Consider the following 23,437-nt stretch of genomic DNA (forward strand, 5'->3'; position numbering starts at 1 on the left):
TTGATTTCCTCACAAAAGTCAGTATAATATTGATTAAGGTCAAAGAAAGTCAGACTTTTGACCAGCGTATCTTTTTACGAGAATCCCTTCCTAGATGTACAATGGAAGAAAAGGTGAAAGGGTGAATAGAATGCTTTGCCAAAATTGCCATAAGAATGAAGCAACAATTCATTTGTATGCAAATGTCAATGGTCAACGAAAGCAATTAGACTATTGTCAAAGTTGCTACCAAAAACTAAAAAATCAAGCAACTGGAGGTGCTCCGCAAATGGCAGCAAACGATCCATTTGGATTCGGAAGTCTCGATGACTTATTCCGATCTATGTCTCAACAAATGCAGCAACAAGGTGCCATGGACCAAACTCCACCTACCCAATTCGGCGGCGGAAATGGTTTTAATGGACAACAACCCCCTCGTGGAAACGGCGGCGGTGGACTCCTTGATGAATTTGGAATTAATATTACACAATCAGCACGCGAAGGAAATATCGATCCTGTCGTAGGACGAGATGATGAGATACAACGTGTTATTGAAATTTTAAATCGCCGGACGAAAAATAATCCTGTATTAATTGGGGAGCCTGGTGTTGGTAAAACAGCAGTCGTTGAAGGATTGGCTCAAAAAATTGTTAATGGTGATGTGCCTCAAAAACTAATGGATAAAGAAGTAATACGTCTAGACGTAGCTTCTTTAGTTCAGGGAACTGGTATTCGTGGTCAATTTGAGGAAAGAATGCAAAAACTAATTGAAGAAATTCGCCAAGCAGAAAACATTATCCTATTTATTGATGAAGTGCATGAAATCGTTGGTGCCGGATCTGCTGGTGATGGCAACATGGATGCAGGCAACCTGTTGAAACCGGCTCTTGCCCGTGGTGAAATGCAAATGGTAGGAGCTACTACCTTAAATGAATACCGTATTATTGAAAAAGATGCGGCTTTAGAACGTCGTATGCAACCAGTACGGGTAGATGAACCTAGTGTAGAAGAAACGATTGAAATTTTGAAAGGTTTGCAACCACGCTATGAAGATTATCATCATGTAAAATATACTGATGATGCGATCAAAGCAGCGGCAGAGCTTTCCAACCGTTACATTCAAGATCGTTTCTTACCTGATAAGGCTATCGACTTATTAGATGAATCAGGTTCGAAAAAGAACTTAACAATTCAAATCGTTGATCCAAAAGTGATTGACAAAAAACTTGCTGAAGCAGAAGAACAAAAACGTTTAGCTTCACAAGAAGAAGATTTTGAAAAGGCAGCTTATTATCGAGATCAAATTAACAAGCTGCAACGGATGAAGGATCGTCAAATAAGTGATGAAGAAACACCAGTGATCACTGAAAAAGACATGGAATCTATCGTAGAAAAACGCACAGGTATTCCTGTTGGCGATCTGAAAGAAAAAGAACAAACTCAGTTGAAAAATTTGGCAGATGACTTAAAGAAACATGTTATTGGTCAAGATGAAGCTGTAGAGAAAGTAGCTAAAGCTATTCGTCGTAATCGTGTAGGTTTAAACAAGAAAAACCGTCCAATTGGTTCTTTCCTGTTTGTGGGACCTACCGGTGTTGGTAAAACCGAATTGGCTAAACAATTAGCCTATGAAATGTTTGGTTCACAAGATTCAATGATCCGTTTCGATATGTCTGAATACATGGAAAAACACAGTGTCTCTAAATTAATCGGTTCACCTCCTGGCTACGTAGGATATGAAGAAGCTGGTCAATTGACTGAACGTGTTCGTCGTAATCCTTACAGCTTAATTTTGCTAGATGAAATTGAAAAGGCTCATCCAGATGTTTTACACATGTTCTTGCAAATCCTTGATGATGGTCGTTTAACCGATGCTCAAGGACGTACTGTCAGCTTTAAGGATACTTTGATTATCATGACTAGTAACGCTGGAACTGGCAAGGTTGAAGCCAATGTTGGTTTTGGAGCAGCTCGAGAAGGAACAACTCGTTCTGTCTTGGGACAATTAAAAGATTACTTTGCTCCAGAATTTCTGAATCGTTTCGATGGAATCATTGAGTTCAGCCCATTAACCAAAGAAGGTCTAATGGAAATTGTTTCCTTGATGATTGACGATGTCAACAATATGCTTGCTGATCAAAAGCTTCATATTGATGTTCCTGCTAATGTAAAAGAAAAATTAGTAGATCTAGGCTACGATCCATCTATGGGAGCTCGTCCACTTCGTCGAACTATCCAAGAAACTATTGAAGATGGAATTGCTGAATTTTATCTAGACCATCCAACTATTCATGAACTGAAAGCAAAATTGGATAAGGAAGATAACATTGTTATTACTTCTAAACCGGAGCGTTTAGTCAAAGAAGACGGCAAAGAGTAAGCTAAATGGCTGAGATAGGAATCTATCTCAGCTTTTTTGAGCTTTACTCTTCATTTTTTTGGATTTTTTTTATATAATTATCATAGGAATGTAATTTTCAGGGAAGGAGCCTGTCCATGAAACTAGTGAATGTTACTAACAGCCACTCGCGTTTAGTGTTCAATCAGCTTGAGAACACAGATGCGAACATGATCAAGGTCTATACCATTGGCAATACAACAGTTATTTTCACTGACGCGTATAAACATGCTGAAATCGTGATTAAAAATGATAAACGAAACATACAACAAAAAGAGATCGATTTTATACATAAATACTTTAGGCGAAAGCTAAAAGACGATCGTTATGATTTTGAAAATTTGACGACGATCGAGGCGCCAGGATTGGTTGAAATTTCTATCACAAAAAAAGAGGCAGAACCGACGAAGTAGTGGATTTATTCACTGCTTCGAAGGTTCGCCTTTTTTCTTAGTTTTAAAATAAGATTCTTAGGTACTACTGTGAATATTAGAGCAACTACACTAACAATTCTAGCTACCCTTGCTAACCAAGTATATTGATAAAAAATGGTAATTTTAGAATTCCCCTTAGGAACCTGCAATTCCGTTGTACCTGAATCAGAAAGTTTACTGTTCACTTTTTTATCATTGATGGTAACTTTTTGCCCTATATATCTATAAACGGGAGTTACAAAATCGCTGGACTTCTTTACATCCTTCAAAACGATCGTAATTTCATTATCTGTTAAATTAAATTCTGGTTTGATTTCTTTTCCATCTAACACAAACTTGTAATTGGCAACCACATCCATATTTTCCACTACACGCTGATTGGCGTAATCAATGTTGTGCAGCGAATTATCTATCGCTGTAATATCCCTATCCTGAATCACTGTTCTCATATCATCATTTCTTGCTACTAAATTGTACACTTTTTCCGAATTATAAAGATTAAAAATAGAAACAATATGCAAAATTGCAATAATCGGCAGCAGAAGTATTTGCCGATTGATTCTTACAACCGCCTTTTTCGAATCAAAGGAAACACTAAAGCTATAGGCCAACAATAAGGTTATGATAGCGTTCAGTCGCCAAACAAATTGAATAGTTAGCAAAGGTGTTGAACTAAGTTTATCCCAAGGCAATAACCTTGTTGTAGAGATAAACATCAGGACTCCCACAACGAAAATGACAATGTCTGGTTTCTTTAATTTCTTCCAGCCAACCACTGTCATGAAAATAGCTAGAAATAGAAATAAGCCAATTGAAAAACCATTAACACGATTAAAAATTAAATTACCTAAAAGGCGTCGATAGTCAAAGCCTTCTAACGATACTCCCTTGGGCGTGTACAGATCCAATTGAGTCATTTGTTCTAAAAAAGGAATAATAAATGCCAAAGATAGCAAAACAGTCATAATAGTAGCTTTTGCTAAAGATTTTAAACGTTTCACTTTATCCTGCCAAAATGGGAAAGATATAATTAGGAATAAGGCAATCATCACTGCGAGCATCGCGACTGACAACAAATGAGTATAAACTATTAAAGTCATCCCAAAGGTTAATATTCGCCAATTTTTATCATTCCCAATAAAAATTTCATACGCTCCTGCTAAAACCAGCGGAAAGAAAGTCATTGCGACAGCTTCCCCTAGAGAACCTCTGTAGAACATGTCTGTAGCACGATAGGCTGAAAATGTATAAACAGCTGAAAAGATCAAAGCAATATTGGTACTTTTCTTCATTTTGAACATTGAATAGTAAGAAATTAATAAAGTAGCTAAAGTAATGAACCAACAGTAAATTTTATAGCCCCAAACCATACTTCCAGTTATTTTGAAAAATAAATAGGCTGGATAAATGGTCAACCAGGGATAAAACTGGTTGATCATCGACCCATTATGGTGGAAAGAGGCATAGTTTACTGGACTAGTCCATACATTACTCATTCCGGTGATTCTAGACAAATGAAAATAAGTGTCCTGCATACTAAAATGAATGATTCCGGAATACAAAAACATCGGCATCATGTAAAAAATGCTCAAGATGAATAAAATCAGTAAATGGTTGTACTTACTAAGTTGCTTTAGCATTGAGCATCTCCTTTAAAAATGTATTTCTTTTAATTCTACATCAAACTCTTCAATTCCACGTTAGGATATTTATCCGCAAACCAGCGCATTGCGAACTGGTTCTCAAACAAGAATAATGGTTGGTCAAAACGGTCTTTAGCCAAAATATTCCGGCTAGAGCTCATCCGCTCATCTAAATCTTCTGGTTTAATCCAACGGGCGATCTTGTGTCCCATCGGTGTCATAACTACTTCTGCATTGTATTCATTTTGCATCCGATATTGAAAAACTTCAAACTGCAGCTGTCCTACTGCTCCGATGATGTAATCGTCAGTAAGATAGGTTTTGTATAATTGAATGGCACCTTCTTGAACTAACTGATTAATACCTTTATGAAACGATTTTTGTTTCATGACATTCTTCGCAGTAACTTTCATGAATAGTTCCGGCGTAAAGGATGGCAATTCTTCATAGGCGACCTTCAGTTTTCCTTCATAAAGAGTGTCCCCGATTTGATAATTACCAGTATCATAAACTCCAATAATATCACCAGCCACAGCTTCCTCAATATTTTCTCGTGCATCTGCCATAAACTGAGTAACATTACTTAACTTCATTTTTTTGTCTGTGCGATTTAAGGTTACATCCATTCCACGCTCAAAGGTACCTGAGCAAATTCGAACAAAGGCAATTCGATCTCGATGGTTAGGATTCATATTCGCTTGGATCTTGAAAACAAAACCAGAAAACTCATCTTCATAAGGAGAAACTTCTGTCCCCTCTTCTGTTTTATGTGCATATGGCTTAGGTGCCAGGTTTACAAAAGTTTCTAAGAATGTTTGAACACCAAAGTTAGTTAAAGCTGAACCGAAAAAGACTGGTGTTTGTTCCCCTTTAGCAATTTTCTCTGGATCAAAGGCGTCACCGGCCTCTTGAACTAATTCAACCTCACCTAAAACATCCTGATAAATTGATTGTTCTTTCAACGGATGATCACCAGCAATTTCACCATTGGTTAGTTCAATAAAACGTTCACCTTCGTATTGCTCTGGACGGTACAGTTCAATTCTTTTGTTATGGATATCGTAAAGTCCTTCAAGTCCTTTCCCCATACCAATTGGCCAGTTCATGGGATAGGATTCAATATTTAATAATTCTTCTAATTCCTCTAATAAGTCTAGAGGTTCTCGACCATCACGGTCCAATTTATTAATGAAGGTAAAAATAGGAATTCCACGTCGTTTAACTACTTGGAACAGTTTCTTTGTCTGAGCTTCGATCCCTTTGGCACTGTCAATTACCATCACAGCACTATCCACCGCCATCAAGGTACGATAAGTATCTTCAGAAAAATCTTCGTGCCCTGGGGTATCTAAAATATTCACGCGTTTGCCTTCATAGTCAAATTGCATAACTGAACTAGTAACTGAAATTCCGCGTTGCTTTTCAATATCCATCCAGTCAGATTTTGCAAAATTACCGGTCTTTTTACCTTTTACCGTTCCTGCTTGACGGATTGCACCACCAAACAGCAACAGCTGCTCGGTGATTGTTGTTTTCCCAGCATCCGGATGGGAAATAATCGCAAAAGTACGACGACTGTCGACTTGTTCTTTTAATTTTGGATTGTTCATTCATTTACTCCCTTTAACAAATTTCAACCCAATTAGTATAGCACGGATACTATGGAATAGGAAAGTTGAAAACAAATTTTACAAAGAATCTTCATACCTGACGTTTAAAAACTAGTCGAAAATATTTTCAAAAAAGTTTCGCAAAACATCTTTACAAAAAGAATTCTAATGTTACAATTACATTACAAATATTTCGTTAGAGTTCAGCTGATGCTGTACTTATTTATCGTAGTCATTAAGGAGGACCTCATGCACTTATCCAGAAGGTTTGTCAAAAATTTTTTTATTTTAATGCTTTTAAGCTTTACCTTTCTTTTCATCTATTTTAGAAGTCATTTTCTTCCTTGGGCAAAGGTAACTACGATTTCAGTAGGTGGTCTAAATGTTCAGCAGGCTCATAAGAAATTGACGAAAGAATATCAAACGATTACTATTTTGCTAAAACAGAATGATACTACTATTCCTTTAATACTAGAACAGCCCTATGATATCTCGATGAACTTTCTTGAGAATAATCTGCATCATTCCTCAATCCATTTACCACTTTCAAATAAAGTAAAAGAACAGCTATCTACTAAAATAGAAGCTGCTGATTTTGGTATTGAGCGTGAGAATCAAGAAGCTATCGTAAGCCATACTAAGCAAAAATTTGTAATTCAGCCAGAAACTCAGGGCTCTCTTGTAAATCGTGAGCAATTAAGCACTACTATTTATCAAGATTTGGCCTCTAAGAACTCAAATTATAGCTACCGCTTAAAAGACTTTTATACTAAACCTAAACAAACTAGCAAAAGTTTGGAATCGACGGTGAAAGAATTAAATCAACTATTGGCGCTGGATAAATCATTTATGATTGCTAAAAAAGAAATTCCTGTGTCTAAGCAAATGATCTTTGCTACTGTCAATGAATCTGGAGAGTTAGACCCTTTGCTAATCACTCAATTGATTCAACAGTTAAATCGAAAATATGCTACCGTCAATCGACCAGTTGATTTTATTAATGTTCATGGGGAAAATTTGCGGTTCAGAAATGTTGGAAATTACGGCTGGTACATTGATACGGAGCTAGCCGTCAACAAAGTGATAAAGCAATTGCCTGATAAGGATATTAACGAGATTAGGCTACCTTTAACAGGCGATCCAGTAAAACAACCCTTGCATGTCAAAAAGAATTATATTGAGGTAGATTTAGATAACCAAAAAATGTACTGTTTTCATAAGGGTAAAAAAGTAGTTACTACTGATATAATTACTGGTCAGTTTACAAAAGGAACGGCCACTGTCCCAGGCTTTCATACGATTATGGATAAGCAGCAAAACACTTACCTGAGTGGAGCACTCATCACTGGCGACGGAAGCTACCGTGTTCCCGTCAATTATTGGATGCCTTTTTTAAGCTATGGTCAAACCATCACTGAAATTGGCATTCACGATACTGAGCACAAAAAAGAAGCTTTCGGCGATAAGGAGGCATTTAAGACTGATCTGGGCAGCTACGGTTGTATCAATACTCCCTTAGAAAAAGTTGCCAAAATCTACAAATTTAGTTATATTGGTATGCCTGTTTTTATCTATGGACATACTTATGATGAAGCACCAGGAGAGTATGACAAGCCAGTTGATTATGGAGAAAAAATTTAGGTATGAAAAAGGACTAGCCTTCACGACTAGTCCTTGCTTATTATCTTCTTGGTTCATCATCTTCAAAATCTTTAGTAAATAAACGGCGCTCTTCTTCTGGCTCTACACCTTCATCTTCAGCTGGATGGAAAATTACCCGAACAGTTAACACTCGTGATCCTTCCATTTCTTCGGAAATCAAGGTTAGATTGTCAACATCAAAGGAAAGCTTTTCCCCTTCATCAGGAATTGTTCCTAAGGCAGTGATCAAGTAGCCGGCCATTGTGTCTACATCACTCATATGAAGACTAGTATCGAATTCTTCATTGAATTCATCAATCAACATTTTCCCGTTAATCAAGTATTCTGTATCCGATATTTTCTCATAAAGCTTTTCAATTTCATCTGATTCATCATCAATCTCACCGACAATTTCTTCCAGCAAGTCTTCTAAAGTAACCAAACCTACCATACCACCATATTCATCTAGCAAAATAGACATTTGATTTTGCGTTTTTTTCAATTCATACAGCAGGTCATCAATAAAGATTGTTTCTGGTACAAACAATGGTTCCTGGATAATTTTGTGAAGATCAATGTTTTCAAAGCCGCATTCTCTGGCCGCTTTTAACAAGTTTTTCGTATGGACGATTCCAATGATCTTATCTTTGTCTTCATCATATACAGGGATACGTGAATAGCTTTCGCTTAAAATTTCATCGACAATTTCCGTTACCGGATCATTAATATCAATCATAAATGAATCGGTACGTGGAACCATTACTTCACGGGCAACCTTAGTATCCAAAGAGAAAACACCCTGCAGCATTTCGAGCTCTTCAGTATCAAGAACACCTTCGTTTTCCAGCATGTACCGCATTTCATCGCGGGTCATTTTCGTATCTTCATCATCAAACTTCATTGGTGTTATCTTAGCCAGCAGATTCGTTGACGCTGTCAACAGCCACACGAAAGGCTTAGCAATGACGCCCAATTTTCGGACCACACTTGAAGTTACTTGGGCCACACTCTCTGTATGGGTCATGGCAATTCGCTTAGGATATAATTCACCAAATACAATTGAAACATAAGTTAACAAAAGCATGATTAATACATTTGCGAGGGTTTTAGCTACTGCTGTTCCACCAAGAACCGGTGCTAAACGAGCAGACAAACTATCTGCCAAGGAAGCCCCTGACAAAATATTAACTAAAGTAATCCCAACTTGTATTGTTGATAAAAAGTTGTTTGGGTCCCTTATGATTTCCAAAAGCTTCTTAGACTTAAGATTTCCCTCTTCAGCTTTTTGTTCTACACGGTTTTTATTAACTGATACAACTGCAATTTCCGCCGCAGCAAGAAATCCGTTGATCAAAGTCAACACAACTAATAGTAAAAGTTGGAAGACTAACGACTGACTATCGGGGTCAGCATTCATAATTGCATTCGCTCCTTATCATAAACTGAAAAAAGTGGCACTCGGCCACAATAAAATCGTATCACAACAGATGTTTTTATGCAATCTTTGTTGCTATTTAACTTAAAATCTCTTGTTCGCGTTCCTCTTTTTTACTTTCCCGGACAATTTTTACAATAAAAACGACCAACGTTCTTAAAATTGCATATACCGGAACGCCTAGAAAGACCCCTAAAATACCGGCTAGATTTCCAGCAACCAATAAAATTAAGATAATCGTTAAAGGATGGATATTAAGTGACTTGCCTATTACATTAGGATAAATGACGTTTCCATCAATTTGCTGAACAATTACAACTATCACAATACACAAAAGTGCTTTCACCGGGCTATCGAAAAAGCTGTAAATTAAAGCTGGTGCTAAACCTAAATAAGGTCCCAGATAAGGAATCAAATTGGTTAAGCCTGCAATAACACCAAATAAGAAAGCATAATCAACACCGATTAACAAATAGCCTAAAAAAGTAAATGTGCCTACAAATAAACACTCAATTGCCTGGCCGCTAATATAGTCCGACAACGTCTTATTCATTTGGCCTAATAATTCTTTAATATTTTCCCGTTGCTTAGTTGGGAAAACTCGTTCGATATTCGGAACTAGTTTCTCACCATCTTTCAACATATAAAACAGAATAAATGGCACGGTCACCAGCAAAACAGCAACTGTCGCAATCTTCCCAATTAACGAACTTAAACTAGTAGTTACTCCACCTAAAAATTGCTGTATTATCGCTCCTGCTGATACATCCAGGTTGTTGATGTATTTATCAACATCCAACTGCTGAAATAGTGGAAAATGAGTCGCTTGATCACTGATTTCCTTCAGCCATGATTGCATATCTAAAATAAAACTTGGAATACTTGCCGCTAATGATGCCAGCTGCTGAACCAGATTCGGAATAATACTTATGACCATTAAGACAATCATCACAATTAACAAAAGAAAAATGAGCGCTATTGCCAAAATCCGCTTCATCCCTAACCGAGTCAGTAATCGAACTAAAGGATTTAATAAATAATACAAAAAACCGGCAATCAAGACTGGAGCAAATAGCGTCGTGAAGAATGTGCCAATTGGCTGAAAGATAAAATCAATTCGCGACGAAACCCAGATCAAGGTTGCCAAAATCAACAGCTCTAAAGACCAGAACATCAATTTTGAATTTTTGAGTTTTTCAAACATTTAGATACCTCTTTTACCTGATTTGTTATATAGTATACAACAGTGAGTCAAACGAAACAGTTTTTTTGAACTAGGAAGGTGAAAAAAATGAAAATCTTAATCACTAAAGACACTATGAGCGAGATCTACTTAGACGCTGTTAAAATCCGTCACAAAGTTTTTGTCCAAGAACAAGGTGTTCCTTTAGAACGAGAAATTGACAAAGACGAAGCTTACAGCATTCACTTTGTCTTGTACACAGAAGATCATAGAGCTGCAGCAACTGTTCGCTTACTTCCTTTGAATAAGCAAGAGCTGAAGCTTCAACGAATGGCTGTTTTAAAAGAATTCCGTGGTCAAAAAATGGGCGATGCCCTTCTGCAAGAAGCTGAGCTTTTTGCTAAACAGCAAGAATTCCATCAAATTCGATTAGATGCTCAATTGAGTGCTCAAACGTTTTATGAATCTCACGGCTATCTTGCTTATGGTGAGGTCTTTCAAGATGCAAATATCGATCATATTCACATGAAAAAAGACCTATAAAAAACTGCTGACCGTAATCAGCAGTTTTTTCTTATTTCCGCGACAATTGCTTGTAGCGGTTATACCAAATATCAATATAGCCTGGGGAAAAAGGACCTTTGCCATTGTTAATCCAATCAACGAGAATCTTGACATTTTCTTTCAAAATGAAATCAATTTCCTTTGAGTAATGCATTTGTTTGCTGTGGGCTTCATATTCATCAACGTCTAACAGCCGTTTCTCTCCATCTGGAAAGACTTTGACATCTAAATCATAGTCGATATACTTCAAAGCTTCATCATCCAATACATAAGGTGATGCTAGATTACAATAGTAGGAAACTCCTTTCTCTCTGATCATTGCTATTACATTGAACCAGTATTTCGTGTGGAAATAAACAATTGCTGGTTCACGAGTAACCCATCTGCGACCATCTGACTCAGTAACCAAAGTGTGGTCATTTAGTCCGATAATCGAGCACTCGCTTGTTTTTAATACCATGGTATCCCGCCACGTTCGATGCAAGCTGCCGTCGTGTTTATAACTTTTAATGGTTATAAACTCTCCTTCTTTTGGAACTCCCATAGCTACCCTTCCCTCAGCGAAAATCATTTTTTCGCATTTGTTTGGGTGTTATCACACCGACATCAAAATTATTATAGCAATAAATCGGGCGCTTGCCTACCAATGATTGTCAGATGTTTAATTCTTTTCCCACACTTCAAGCATTTTTTGCTGCGGTTTCGGGAAAACAAAGCTGTCAAAATCTGCTCTTTTCACCCATGTGCCGCGATCTGTAAGCGTATCATTCGTTCTGCCATAAAAAACCAAAATATGCCAGCGTAAGTGACTAAAAACATGGGTAACCTCACCCAAGATTTTTTTCTGCCAAACCACTGGGTCGTTTGAAAAAATGATTGGGCTGTCCTCTGCTACTAACTCACTTGAAAAAAGATTTAGCTCTTCGGTGTAGCTGCTTTTCAATTCCGTAAATTTTTCCATTGAAATTTCTTCTAATGGAAACAGCCACATGCTAGCTAATAATCCTGACTCAGGTCGTTGCTGCAACAAAAATTCTTGCTGATTATTTTCAATCACTCCAGCAACATAATAGACATCTTTTGGCTTCAGCTTTTTACTCTTAACGGGAAATTCTGTTTGACGCTGTTCCTTGAATGCCAAACAAAACGCTTGGATCGGACATACTTCACACTTTGGTGCTTTCGGAGTACAAATAGACGACCCTAAATCCATCATGGCTTGATTGAAATCCCCTGGTTCCTCGTGACTGATGATTTTTCGCATCGCTTCATCAAAAACTTTCCGGCTATTGGCTTTCGCAATATCCGCTTCAATACAAAACAAACGGCTGACTACACGCATTACATTACCGTCTATCGCCGGTTCAGACAGTTTGAAGGAGATACTGCCGATTGCTCCTGCTGTATAAGGTCCAATCCCCTTTAATGAACGAATATCATCAATTGTGTCAGGAAATTGACCACCAAATTCATCTAAGATTTGTTTAGCAGCAGCTTGTAAGTTTCTAGCTCTTGAGTAATAGCCTAATCCTTCCCAGATTTTCAACAGCTTATCTTCAGGTGCTTTAGCTAGGTCAGCAATTGTTGGAAAAGCCTCCATAAATCGGTAATAATAATCAATTACGGTGTCTACCCTTGTTTGTTGCAGCATAATTTCTGAAATCCAAACACGATATGGATCCTGATTATAGCGCCAAGGTAAGTTGCGCTTTTCCTTTTGATACCAGTCTAAAAAGTCCATTTGAAATTGCTGTACTTTTTCTGGTGACCAGGCTTCCCAAAGCTTCTTATTCATCGTCTTCTTCCTCTTTTTTGGCAAGAAATACATCAATCGCATCAAGACTAAAACCCTTTTGATACAAGCTTTGCTTTATCTTTTGCTTTCTTTTAGCTGTATCAAACCGTTGATTTCTTTGCCAAAGCTTATCTCCTTGTATTTCCAGCGCATTATCTTCTTGCTCTTGTACCTCTTGAAAATCCAGCGTATCAATTACTAGCTTGATAATGTCTGAAGAGAATCCCTTCGTCATCAACGTTTGCTGCAGCTTTTGCTGAGTTTCTCGTACGCTTTTATTGTGAAATTTCCGCATCGCCTTCTCAGCGGTTTGTAGAGCGATTTTGTATTGACTTTCTTCTTCATATAAGACAAGGCTTTTTTCGATATCCTGATCGCTTAAGCCCTTTTCTTTAAGTTTCTGCTTTATAACGCGAGGCCCTTTGTCTCCTAAACGCATTTGAGTTCGTACAAAACTCTCACCAAACGTTGTATCATCCAATAAGTTCATTTCTCTCAAACGTGCGACAATTTTTTTTCGATCAGACAGCTCGATTTCTTTTTCTTTCAGGTAGCTGTAAATTTCCTTTTCTGTTCGCATCTGATAGCTCAGGTAATTTAAAGCCAATTGAAAACCCGCATCTTCATTACTAGCTTTTTTAATCTCAGCAATTTCTGCTTCGGTAATTTCTCGATCTTTTAATAACCGATAAGCAATTAATGTGTCCTCAGAAACTCGCAATACTTCTCCGTTAGACAATTCTACTTCATAAAAAGCATTCCGGCCCTTATTTACTTTGCTGATGGTAATCATCATGAATAGACCTCCTTTGCGAACATTAATTCTATCATAGAAAACAGCTTCTTTGGTAAAATTATGCTAAAATATAGCCAGAAAGGAGCAGATTATGGCTGTTCAATTGAAAACCAATCAATCTCTAACTTTAAAAATTAAACGACTAGGTATTAACGGTGAAGGCATTGCTTATTACAAGCGGCTCATCGTCTTTGTTAAGGGGGCTCTGCCCAAAGAAACGGTCATTGCAAAGATCACTAAAGCCACTCCCCGTTATGCCGAGGCAGCACTGATTCGTGTCAAAGAAGCTAGTCCTGACCGAATCATTCCACCCTGCCCTGTTTATGAAGAGTGCGGTGGCTGCCAACTGCAGCATTTAGCCTATAAACAACAACTAATTTTCAAAAAAGATTTATTAAAGCAAGCTTTAGAAAAATATAAACCAGAAGGCTTTCAAAAATATGAGCTTCGCAATACTCTAGGAATGGAAGACCCTTGGCGTTACCGTAACAAGGCACAATTTCAATTGCGGAAAAATGATAAAATCAATCAAGTAGAGGCTGGACTTTATCAAAGCGATTCACACCATTTAGTACCGATTACCGATTGTCTCGTTCAGCAACCAGCGACTCAGAAGGTCATGAATACAGCCGTACAGCTGCTGACAAAATATTCGATTCCTATTTATGATGAACGAAGAAATTCTGGCATTTTGCGTACCCTGATGGTTCGTGTAGGGATTGAAACAGGCGAAGTCCAGTTGGTGCTTATTTCAAAAACAAAAAAGATTCCGCAAGTAAATGCCTTAGTTCGCGAGCTGAATCAGCGTTGTCCCGAAGTTGTTTCAATCATGCAAAATATACAGGACAAAAAGACTTCGCTGATTATGGGAGATGAAACGATTCATTTATGGGGCAAAGAAGCCATTAACGAAAAAATTAATCAAGTCTCCTTTGAGCTTTCCGCTCGAGCTTTTTTCCAATTGAATCCGGTACAAACCAAAGTTTTATATCATGAAGCGCTGAAAGCTTTGGATTTAAAACAAGATAAGACAATTGTAGATGCTTATTGTGGTGTTGGGACAATTGGATTATCGTTAGCCGATCAAGCCAAAGAAGTTAGAGGAATGGACATTGTTCCTCAAGCTATTGAAGATGCTCAAAAGAATGCTGCGAAAATGGGACTAACAAATACTCATTATGAAGTCGGCTCTGCTGAAGTTTTACTACCTAAATGGTTAAGAGAAGGCTTTAAACCTGACGCTATTATTGTTGATCCCCCAAGAACTGGGTTAGATGAGAAATTACTGGATGCTATTGTGAAGCAGCCAAGTCAACAATTGATTTATGTTTCCTGCAATGTTTCTACTTTAGCGAGAGATCTTAAAGCATTGGCAAAAATTTACACTGTTGATTACCTGCAATCAGTCGATATGTTCCCACAAACTGCTCGCTGCGAAGTTGTTGTGAAGCTGACGAAAAAATAAGTTTCAAATTAGGTTTGTCTTTTTGTTAAGGCGAACCCTTTTTATATTACAAGAAAAAGACTAGGCAGAATTTCTGTCTAGTCCATAGTATATTCGGTTTAGTACCCATATCCTGTCGCAGGCTGCAAATAGTCCTCTGCGGGTGGTTGCTGATTATAACCATTATCATACTGTTGCTGATTCGGATCATAAGCAGTAGTGTCTTCTGTATTATAGGCATTCCCATAGTCATTGGCCGTGCCTGGATCATAGGTGCCCTGTTGATCATAAGTATTCGTATCATCATACCCTGTTGAAGCTTGGCTGTCGCTCGTCGAAGTACCATCCGAATCATCATAGAATAAATTGTATGAATCAGCATCCGATAAATTAGGCAGTGTATCAGCTGTTGGCAGGTTCAACTGTTTCTTCAAGGTATTTTGAATTTTAAGCAGTTCATTGGTTCCCAGAATTTGATAATAAATTTCGTCAATTAGCTGGCTTTCGCCGTCCAATTGCTTTTGATCAATCTTTTTAAAAGCTGGTAAATAATCGGTCCCTATATCTAACATGTCATCCCAAGATAAATCGGTCTTCATATTCTTCTCAACTGCTTTTAAAATTTTCCGATAATTGCTGACACCATTGATTGACATCGCTTTGTTCAAGATCTTCGTAACAACTTCTCGCTGACGTTTTTGTCGACCAACATCGCCTTCTGGATCCTGATAACGCATGCGGGCATAGGCCAACCCAGTTTCGCCATCCAAGGTTTGTTTACCTTTTGCAACTTCAATACCATCAAGCTCAAAATCGTATTGATTATCAACTTCAATACCACCAACCGCATCAATCAAATCTTTTAGGCCACGCATATTGATCGTTACGTAATGATCAATCGGAATATCCAACAAATTTTCTATAGTATCCATCGCCATTCCTTCGCCACCAAAAGCGTAGGCATGGTTTAATTTATCATTGGTGCCATAACCAACAATTTTTGTTAATGTATCTCGCCCTAAACTAACAATAGTAGATTTCTTTTGTTGAGGGTTAACAGTTACTACCATCATACTATCGGAGCGCCCTTGCTCATCCCGACCTAAATCGCCAGTATCTACTCCTAGTAAAAGAATGGAGAAGGGTTCTGCATTATCAATATTGGGTTTATTTGCATCCCCCCTCGAACTGTTACGTTTAACGGTTTGACGTATATTATCCACCATTTGACTGGCATCTTTGGTCACCTGTACCGCATAAATGGTTGCGCCCCCAACTAGGCAATTTACCAAAACTAATGTCCCCACGATGATTTTTTTCCAACGACTCATGGCACACCTCTATTTACGATTTTTACAGTTCATTTTCTCACATACCCGATCAGTTTTCAATGTTTTTCAAAAAAGAGCAAAATTCTCTATAAAAAAATTTAAGTTTAACTCCTTGATTATTCACAAGTAAGCAAAAAAAGACACCCAGAAAACTGAGTGCCCTAATTGCTCAAAGATTATTTTGCTGCTTCAAAGTTTTTGTTTACTTGATCCCAATTTATAACATCCCAGAAAGCTGCAATGTAGTCAGGACGAACATTTTTATACTTCAAGTAATAAGCATGTTCCCAAACATCTAAACCTAAAACTGGTGTTTTTCCTTCAGAAAGAGGAGTATCTTGATTTGGTGTAGAAGTAATTTCAAGTTTGCCATTATTGACAACTACCCAAGCCCAACCAGAACCAAAACGTCCAGTTGCAGCCGTTTTAAATTCTTCTTTCATTTTTTCAAAGTCGCCGAATGCTTCATCAATTGCATCCTTAATTGCTCCAGTTGGTTTTCCGCCAGCATTTGGTGCCATGATTTTCCAGAAAAAGCTGTGGTTAGCATGTCCACCACCATTGTTACGGACTGCTGTTTTGATATCATCTGGAACTTCATTTAAATTAATCATCAATTCTTCAATTGATAGTTCGCCTAACTCAGGATATTTTTCAATTGCTGCATTCAAATTAGTCACATACGTGTTGTGATGCTTTTCGTGGTGTAAATGCATTGTTTCTTCATCAATGTAGGGTTCCAATGCGTCGTATGCGTAAGGTAGTTCTGGTAAAGTATAAGCCATTTTTTATTTCCTCCTTAGAAATAGTTACATTAAAATCTTATCAGATTATCATGGGCTTTTCAAAGTATATGCTTACTTTTCTTTCGATTCTGGGGAGGTTTCTTCAATAATTTCTACTTTCTTGAAGATAAATACTTTACTAAATACATAATTCGCTACCACTACTACAATTTGAGTAATAATTTTTGCCACTAAATTACCCGTACTCAATAGGTCTATAAACAAATACATGCATGCCATATCCATACCAAATGAAATAATTCGAGCAAACAAAAATTTGCTGAACTCCCAGGCTAACGCTCCAAATGTCTCTGTTTTAGACTGAAAAACCCACAACTTATTCGTTACAAAAGCAAATAGAACTGAACAAATCCACGAGATCGTGTTGGAAATCGGCCAGCTTAAATGAAGAAACTGATAAGCAGCGGCAAAGGTCACAATATTAACCACTGTTGCTAATCCACCAAAAAACAAGTAGATAAATAGTTCCCATAACTTTTTCTCTTTCAAATAATTCTCAAATTTACGATAATACTCCATTTACTTTTCACCCTTCTCATAATTCCACTTTGTACCTTACAGTAGTCCCTCAAGATAGTCAATTCACACAATAAATTCTTTTATCTTTTTTTCTCATTGTCTTGTTATTCCCTTGGTACTTCGCTACAATGATTGATAGATTGGAGCGATCATATGACATTTAGTCAATTAATCAAGGGAGCAACCTTCCGCTTTTCCACCCTAAAAGATGCAAAAAATATTCCTTTTTGGAAAGCAATTGTTTATCTTATTGTCCTAAGTATCTTTTTATCCTTGCCGATAGTTTTTGAAGGGATGCAAGTGCTGAAGGAAATTAAAAGTGACAGCACAAAAATTGCTCAAAAAGTACCTGATTTTCAAATAGAAAACGGCGAAATTCAAGCAGAAGGTTCAAATAGTGGCTTTATCTATCAGACAAACTCAATCATTTTAACCTTTGACCCTGAAGGCAAACGTACAGAAAAAGATGTAGCAAATGACCTAGTCGGAAACTATTTTAGTGTTGGATTATTAAAAAACGAAGCGGTTTTAGCTTTACCTGATATGGGCGGTGTCAGCACTTCTCTATTCGGGGATAATGTCTTACGCTTTTCTTATGAGAAGGAACCCTTAAGTGGACTTACTGGTAAAAACTTGCGATCAGAGTTGGAAAATCTGCAATTACCTGTTTGGGTACCGGTGGTTATGTTGTTAGCTGCACTTTATCCAACAATCATTAATCTAATTGTGACCTTACTATTTACTGCAATAGCCGGTCACTTGTTTGCCAAGTTTAGACTTCGCCAAGTTACTTTTTTTGAAACATTCAAAACCATTATCTTTTGTGCGACAATTCCTACAATTTTATCAATGATCATTATGTTGTTTGATGCTACCTTTGATTCAAGCCTACTAATTACTTGCATCAGCGTTTTTATTTACTTTCAGGTCAGCAATAATTATCCACAAATGAAATTACCCAACGTTTAACTGTTTACGATGCCGTAAACAGTTTTTTTGTTGAGAATTTGTTAAAATAGATGTCGAGGTGAATAAGATGCAAAAACCAATTATTTATTTACAACGCACATTTCGTGAAGAATTCATAGCCAAAATACAAGAACTGGCTCCTGACTACCAAGTTAGTACAGAACTATCTAAGGGAGACCTAGACAATGTTGAAATTTCTGTTGGCTGGAGACGAGAAATGGAACTGCCACTATTGAATGACTCCAATTTAAAATGGGTTCAAGCCATTTCGGCCGGGGTTGACTATATGCCCTTATCTGAGTTTGAAAAAAAGAATATCCTGCTATCTAACGGAAGTGGAATTCATGCTTTATCGATCAGTGAGCATGTAGTCGGTACTTTACTCACTTATTATCGAGGAATTGGTCAATCAATTAAAAATCAGGCAGAAAAAAAATGGGATCAAGAAGGAATTCATTACGATCAGCTTTCTGGTAAAAATCTATTGATCGTCGGTACAGGACATATCGGCAAACAATTATCTGCTTCACTTCGAGGCTTGGGTGTGAATGTTTATGGCATAAATACTACTGGACACCCGGTAAATGGATTTATCGAAACTTATTCTATTAAAAACCTGGCAAAAATTGCTGAGGGAATGGATGTAGTTGTTGGAATTCTTCCCGGAACAGAAGCTACTTATCATATTTTCAATAGTGATGTTTTCAATCGAATGAAGCCGAACGCTGTGTTCGTAAATGTAGGTCGTGGGGACAGTGTACACACGAAAGAACTCACAACTGCACTTCAAGAAAAACAGCTTGCCTTTGCTGCGCTTGATGTATTTGAAGAAGAACCCCTACCTGCAGATAGTGAACTATGGGAATTAGAGAATCTATTAATCACTCCACACATCTCTGGAATGACTGTAGATTTTCAACGGAAGTTTATGACTATCTTTTTGAAGAATTTGAAGAGTTATGTGGAAAATGGAGAACTTTTTATAAACCCAGTTGGTATAAACCGTGGATATTAGCTAGAGTAGTATTGAACGCAGTGCTTAAAAACCTTTTTTATCGTTCTTTTCAATAAATAAACACTTAGCTTCTTCATCTGGGCAAATGAGATGCTATTGTTTTACTATAATAGGAGGTCACACATCTCATAACGAACCTTTAAAAATATTGTTTATCCAAAATTTTCTAACTCCATTACTAAAAATACAAGACAATAAACAAAGTACACCTAGTCCAATCTAATTCTATAGAATGGATTAGGTGTTTTAAAACGTATCATCACTGTACACTTATAATTTAACCATTTCTTCTTAACTAAAATGACTTATTCAGCTTTAATCTGTTTAGCTGTCTCTTTTTTTTGATGTAGTAGTTCCTCAATATGCGCCACAGCTAATGTTCGATTCACTCTGTTTTTTTCAGGTATGATTCCTCCACCGTTTTATTAGACCAAATATAGACAGCAAAAACAGCGTTGACAGCGAAATGAATGTTGAGATAATAGCCACATTAGTATATTTATATGAAATAGTTATTGTGCTATCTCCGGGAGGAATTATTAATTCTGTAGTTCCCATAGCAGATAGTTTACTACTTGCCTCTTTTTTATTAATTTTTACTTTTTGACCATGATATTTATACAAGGGAGTTATAAGATCTTTACTAACATTACTCGCATTTTGGACTTCGATTGTAAAGGTATTACTATTATAGGAGACTTTAGGCACTACCTCTCGTCCACCTAACATATACTTATTTTTCACAACGAACTCTTGATGCTTTATAGATTCTCTATTTGCGTAGTCTGTATGTTCATAATTCCCTACCTTTGTAATAATATTTTGAGAAGAAATTCTAGAAATATTTTCCTTATTCAAAGTATATAAATTAATTATCCCAGATCCATGTATAAAAATGATTGATAAAAAAACTAAAACAATTTTTCTTTTATTTTTTTTCAAAAAGCCTTTATATATTCCAATACTTGCAGCGTAAGAAACAAATAGAGTGGTAAATGCATTCAATCGCCAAACAAATTGAATTTTGGCAAACACTGTATTTGTAAATAGACTCCATGGAAAAAGAGCAGTAGAGCAAAAGAGAATAGTAACACCCAAGAAAAAGATAAATTGATCAACTAATGATAGCCTTTTTAACTGGGGGATGGTACTAACGATACATATTAAAATCAATAAACCAGATGTATATGCACTTAAATTATTGTTAACCATTTGTATTAACATATCTGCTGGTTGCATTCCTACAAGCACTCTTCCACTAGGAACTTTAAGCTCCTGTGCCAAATATTGTTGAATAAAAGGGACTAAAAAGCCTGCAGTTAAAAATAAAGTGAGTAGCACAGCTTTTAAAAGACTGATTATCCTTTCAAGTTTATTATCCCAAAAATAAAAAGATACTATTATAGTAATGGCTATTATCATTGTAACCATTGCTACTGAGAGAAGGTGAGTATAAACAATTAATGACATTCCTAAAGCAAGCCAATACCATTTTGTGAAATTCCTAATATATATTTCATAACAACCTAATAAAACTATCGGCAAAAATGTAAGTGATACTGCTTCACCTAATGAAGCTCGTTGAAATATATCAATGGCTCTATATGCAGAAAATGTATAAACGATGGCAAACAGTAAAGAAATAATCCCTTTATTCTTTATATTATTCATGACCAAATACGAAATGATCATAGTTAAAAAAGTGACTACTAGATAGTAAAGATTATATCCCCAAACCAAACTACCCGTTAATTTCCAAAATAGATAAGCAGGATAAGTGGTCAACCAAGGATAAAATACATTAATCATTGTTCCATGATGTCCAAAGTTATTAAAATTTACTGGGCTCTCCCAAACATTATCTAACCCGATTATCCTTGATAAATGAAAATAAGTATCCTGGTCAACAGTATGAAGTATATCCCCTGGTAAAAATAAAGGCAGAATATAAACTGCACTCAATATGAGCATGATGAAAAAATCAATAAATCTTCCATTTTTAGTTAACATGATTGATCATCCTTTTTTTATAAATGTTTTTCTTAATTTAAATAAAACGTAAAAACAAGCTTGAGCTTAACTACAGATTTTCATTTTCTACCACTGTACAATATATCAGTCCTCAATCTATTATTTTTATATTTTATAATAACTAAAATATAGCCGGATATACTAAAAAAAGCTGCTATGACGGATAATAGTGTATTTTTTGTTGTAATTACTATTCTATTTTCCCCAAAAACTACGGGGACTGTTACCAATCCATTAGCATTTATAGACGAATCAATTAATTTACCATTTACAGTTGCTTCTGTTCCTAAGTAAGAATATATAGGTAGTGTAACCTTCTGATTATCATTGCTAAAAACATCGAATATTATGCTAGAACTTTTTGCCTTATAATGTCCTTCTTCCCATGTCTCACCAATCTTTACTTCATGTTTGCTAATATGTTCATTAAGCGGTAAAGAATCTTTAGGCGCGTAGTCGTACAAAAAGTAATCCATGCCAACAGTCGTATACGATTCTATCGTTTCTTCATCTACAAGAATATGACCAGGAAAAGAAAGAATTTTTTGCGAATAATTTGATTTTGTGGCTATTGATAAAATCAGCAATAGAATTATAGCTCCTAAAAAATAAGAAGCTCTATTCTTTTTATCATTAAACTTTTTCGCAAAAACAATTGCCAAGATTAATGATCCAAAAATAGTTTGTATTACTAACAACCTCCATGGGAATTGAATTAAGTTAATAGGTGTATTTTGAAGTAAACTCCATGGGAAAAATGATGTTGTAATTAACCAAGTTAGAATAGAGCTATAGTAAATTATCCTTTCTTTTTTATTCAGATATTTTAGTGTAGTTAGAGGTAAAACAAGGGCGATGATCCCAACAAACCCGATAGTATAAGTTGTTAAGTCATTATTTAGTGCTCCAATGAAGCTATCAGAGATGCTTAACGATCTAGTGTGCAAATTAGTTTCACTAGGTCTATTAATTTTCTGATAAACCATTTGTTCAATCATCGGAAGCCATAAATACATGGTAAGCACCAATGTTATAAGTATTGATTTTATCATTCTCTTGACTAAATTAAATAAATCATTCACACTTAATTGATCAATTACAATATGTATAATTATAAAAACAAAGATTATTGAACAACATATTAAAGTTGAAAGAACATGTGAATATATTAGAAAGCTCATACTGATTGCTAACTCTTTTTGTTGATTTTTTTTATAAAAAATGATTTGATAAGCATAATATAAAACAGGAAGAATTGCAGTAATAGCGATAGCTTCCGCAATTGCGGATCTATGATATATATCTACCGTCCTATATGCACTAAAAGTATAAATACAGCTAAAGAGAAAAGCGGTATTTACTTTGTTTAAAATTTTTTTACTGTAATAAAAAGACACAAAAATTGTCACTACATTTAAAAGCCAAACATAAAGTACATAACTTAATATGAGATTTTGAGTAATCCAAAAAATTATTACAGCAGGAAAGAAAGTAACATAGGGGTAAAAAAAATTGACTCCATATCCTGAGTTATTAAATGTAGTGTAATTTATAGGGCTTGAAAAAATAGAGGATAGTCCTTTTATTCTAGATAAATGAAATGATAAATCTCCCGTTGAATAAATTGTTTCAAAATTACGAAAAAAGACTAGGGAATAACAACTGCTTATCACCAGCAACAATAAAATCACTAATATTTTTTTGTTTCTTTTGTTCTCCAAATAGTTTATCCTCCAAAATAAAAAGCATACTAAAAAAATATTTCATAGATTAATAATCATTTATACTATTAATCTGAAAGCATTAAAACGTGTTACAAAAAAATGGTTATAGATATTTAAATC

19 protein-coding genes are annotated in these 23,437 nt (G+C 36.1%); 7 read left to right on the forward strand and 12 right to left on the reverse strand.

What is annotated here, in order from left to right; genetic code table 11:
* Nucleotides 1-130 precede the first annotated feature (130 nt).
* Both I588_RS14700 and I588_RS14705 read left to right on the forward strand, forming a co-directional pair.
* Nucleotides 131-2,359 carry an ATP-dependent Clp protease ATP-binding subunit gene (locus I588_RS14700; protein ID WP_010759546.1) on the forward strand — a complete coding sequence of 743 codons (2,229 nt, stop codon included), beginning with the start codon at nt 131-133 and terminating at the stop codon, nt 2,357-2,359.
* A 116-nt stretch (nt 2,360-2,475) separates the two neighbouring features.
* Complete coding sequence (locus I588_RS14705) at nt 2,476-2,790, forward strand: DUF1827 family protein (protein ID WP_010759547.1); 315 nt, start codon at nt 2,476-2,478, stop codon at nt 2,788-2,790.
* Nucleotides 2,791-2,795: 5 nt separating this feature from the next.
* Here I588_RS14705 and I588_RS27315 read toward each other — a convergent pair whose 3' ends face one another.
* Nucleotides 2,796-4,451 (reverse strand): glycosyltransferase family protein, encoded by a 1,656-nt coding sequence (locus tag I588_RS27315; protein WP_010759548.1) that lies wholly within the window; start codon nt 4,449-4,451, stop codon nt 2,796-2,798.
* Between the two features lie 35 nt (nt 4,452-4,486).
* Nucleotides 4,487-6,064, reverse strand: a complete 1,578-nt coding sequence (locus tag I588_RS14715) for a peptide chain release factor 3 (protein ID WP_010759549.1) — start codon at nt 6,062-6,064, stop codon at nt 4,487-4,489.
* A 249-nt stretch (nt 6,065-6,313) separates the two neighbouring features.
* On the opposite strand from I588_RS14715, the gene I588_RS14720 reads away from it, so the two are divergent.
* Entirely contained in the window at nt 6,314-7,705 is a 1,392-nt protein-coding gene (locus I588_RS14720) for a L,D-transpeptidase (RefSeq protein ID WP_010759550.1), read from the forward strand.
* A gap of 40 nt (nt 7,706-7,745) precedes the next feature.
* Here I588_RS14720 and I588_RS14725 read toward each other — a convergent pair whose 3' ends face one another.
* Together I588_RS14725 and I588_RS14730 are read right to left on the reverse strand one after the other, a co-directional pair.
* The gene (locus tag I588_RS14725; protein WP_010759551.1) at nt 7,746-9,122 is read right to left on the reverse strand and encodes a hemolysin family protein; all 1,377 of its coding nucleotides are present in this window, start codon (nt 9,120-9,122) and stop codon (nt 7,746-7,748) included.
* Between the two features lie 97 nt (nt 9,123-9,219).
* Nucleotides 9,220-10,344 carry an AI-2E family transporter gene (locus I588_RS14730; protein WP_010759552.1) on the reverse strand — a complete coding sequence of 375 codons (1,125 nt, stop codon included), beginning with the start codon at nt 10,342-10,344 and terminating at the stop codon, nt 9,220-9,222.
* Between the two features lie 87 nt (nt 10,345-10,431).
* Between I588_RS14730 and I588_RS14735 the strand changes: the two genes are divergently transcribed.
* Nucleotides 10,432-10,866 (forward strand): GNAT family N-acetyltransferase, encoded by a 435-nt coding sequence (locus I588_RS14735; RefSeq protein ID WP_010759553.1) that lies wholly within the window; start codon nt 10,432-10,434, stop codon nt 10,864-10,866.
* 31 nt (nt 10,867-10,897) lie between these two features.
* Here the strand turns inward: I588_RS14735 and ntdP are convergent, their stop codons facing one another.
* From ntdP to recX, 3 genes are all read right to left on the reverse strand, one after another.
* Nucleotides 10,898-11,431: a nucleoside tri-diphosphate phosphatase gene (gene ntdP / locus I588_RS14740; RefSeq protein ID WP_010759554.1), complete on the reverse strand. Its 534-nt coding sequence runs from the start codon at nt 11,429-11,431 to the stop codon at nt 10,898-10,900.
* Between the two features lie 117 nt (nt 11,432-11,548).
* Nucleotides 11,549-12,682 (reverse strand): A/G-specific adenine glycosylase, encoded by a 1,134-nt coding sequence (mutY, locus tag I588_RS14745; protein WP_010759555.1) that lies wholly within the window; start codon nt 12,680-12,682, stop codon nt 11,549-11,551.
* Nucleotides 12,675-13,475: a recombination regulator RecX gene (gene recX / locus I588_RS14750; protein WP_010759556.1), complete on the reverse strand. Its 801-nt coding sequence runs from the start codon at nt 13,473-13,475 to the stop codon at nt 12,675-12,677. The genes mutY and recX overlap by 8 nt, the downstream gene beginning before the upstream one ends.
* 94 nt (nt 13,476-13,569) lie before the next feature.
* Between recX and rlmD the strand changes: the two genes are divergently transcribed.
* Nucleotides 13,570-14,943 (forward strand): 23S rRNA (uracil(1939)-C(5))-methyltransferase RlmD, encoded by a 1,374-nt coding sequence (gene rlmD, locus I588_RS14755; protein ID WP_010759557.1) that lies wholly within the window; start codon nt 13,570-13,572, stop codon nt 14,941-14,943.
* 98 nt (nt 14,944-15,041) lie between these two features.
* Here rlmD and I588_RS14760 read toward each other — a convergent pair whose 3' ends face one another.
* From I588_RS14760 to I588_RS14770, 3 genes are all read right to left on the reverse strand, one after another.
* Nucleotides 15,042-16,253: an LCP family glycopolymer transferase gene (locus tag I588_RS14760; protein ID WP_010759558.1), complete on the reverse strand. Its 1,212-nt coding sequence runs from the start codon at nt 16,251-16,253 to the stop codon at nt 15,042-15,044.
* A gap of 176 nt (nt 16,254-16,429) precedes the next feature.
* Entirely contained in the window at nt 16,430-17,038 is a 609-nt protein-coding gene (locus I588_RS14765) for a superoxide dismutase (protein WP_010759559.1), read from the reverse strand.
* Between the two features lie 72 nt (nt 17,039-17,110).
* Nucleotides 17,111-17,578 carry a GtrA family protein gene (locus tag I588_RS14770; RefSeq protein ID WP_010759560.1) on the reverse strand — a complete coding sequence of 156 codons (468 nt, stop codon included), beginning with the start codon at nt 17,576-17,578 and terminating at the stop codon, nt 17,111-17,113.
* A 153-nt stretch (nt 17,579-17,731) separates the two neighbouring features.
* Between I588_RS14770 and I588_RS14775 the strand changes: the two genes are divergently transcribed.
* The gene (locus I588_RS14775; RefSeq protein ID WP_010759561.1) at nt 17,732-18,547 is read left to right on the forward strand and encodes a DUF1189 domain-containing protein; all 816 of its coding nucleotides are present in this window, start codon (nt 17,732-17,734) and stop codon (nt 18,545-18,547) included.
* Nucleotides 18,548-18,614: 67 nt separating this feature from the next.
* Nucleotides 18,615-19,562, forward strand: a complete 948-nt coding sequence (locus I588_RS14780; protein ID WP_010759562.1) for a phosphoglycerate dehydrogenase — start codon at nt 18,615-18,617, stop codon at nt 19,560-19,562.
* 399 nt (nt 19,563-19,961) lie between these two features.
* Here I588_RS14780 and I588_RS14785 read toward each other — a convergent pair whose 3' ends face one another.
* Nucleotides 19,962-21,572 (reverse strand): hypothetical protein, encoded by a 1,611-nt coding sequence (locus tag I588_RS14785; RefSeq protein WP_010759563.1) that lies wholly within the window; start codon nt 21,570-21,572, stop codon nt 19,962-19,964.
* Between the two features lie 80 nt (nt 21,573-21,652).
* On the reverse strand, nt 21,653-23,314 hold the full coding sequence (locus I588_RS14790; protein ID WP_010759564.1) for a hypothetical protein: 1,662 nt from the start codon (nt 23,312-23,314) through the stop codon (nt 21,653-21,655).
* Between the last annotated feature and the right edge of the window lie 123 nt (nt 23,315-23,437).

Origin of the sequence: Enterococcus pallens ATCC BAA-351, from assembly GCF_000407485.1 — a bacterium.
In the GTDB taxonomy this organism is placed as follows: Bacteria; Bacillota; Bacilli; order Lactobacillales; family Enterococcaceae; genus Enterococcus_A; species Enterococcus_A pallens.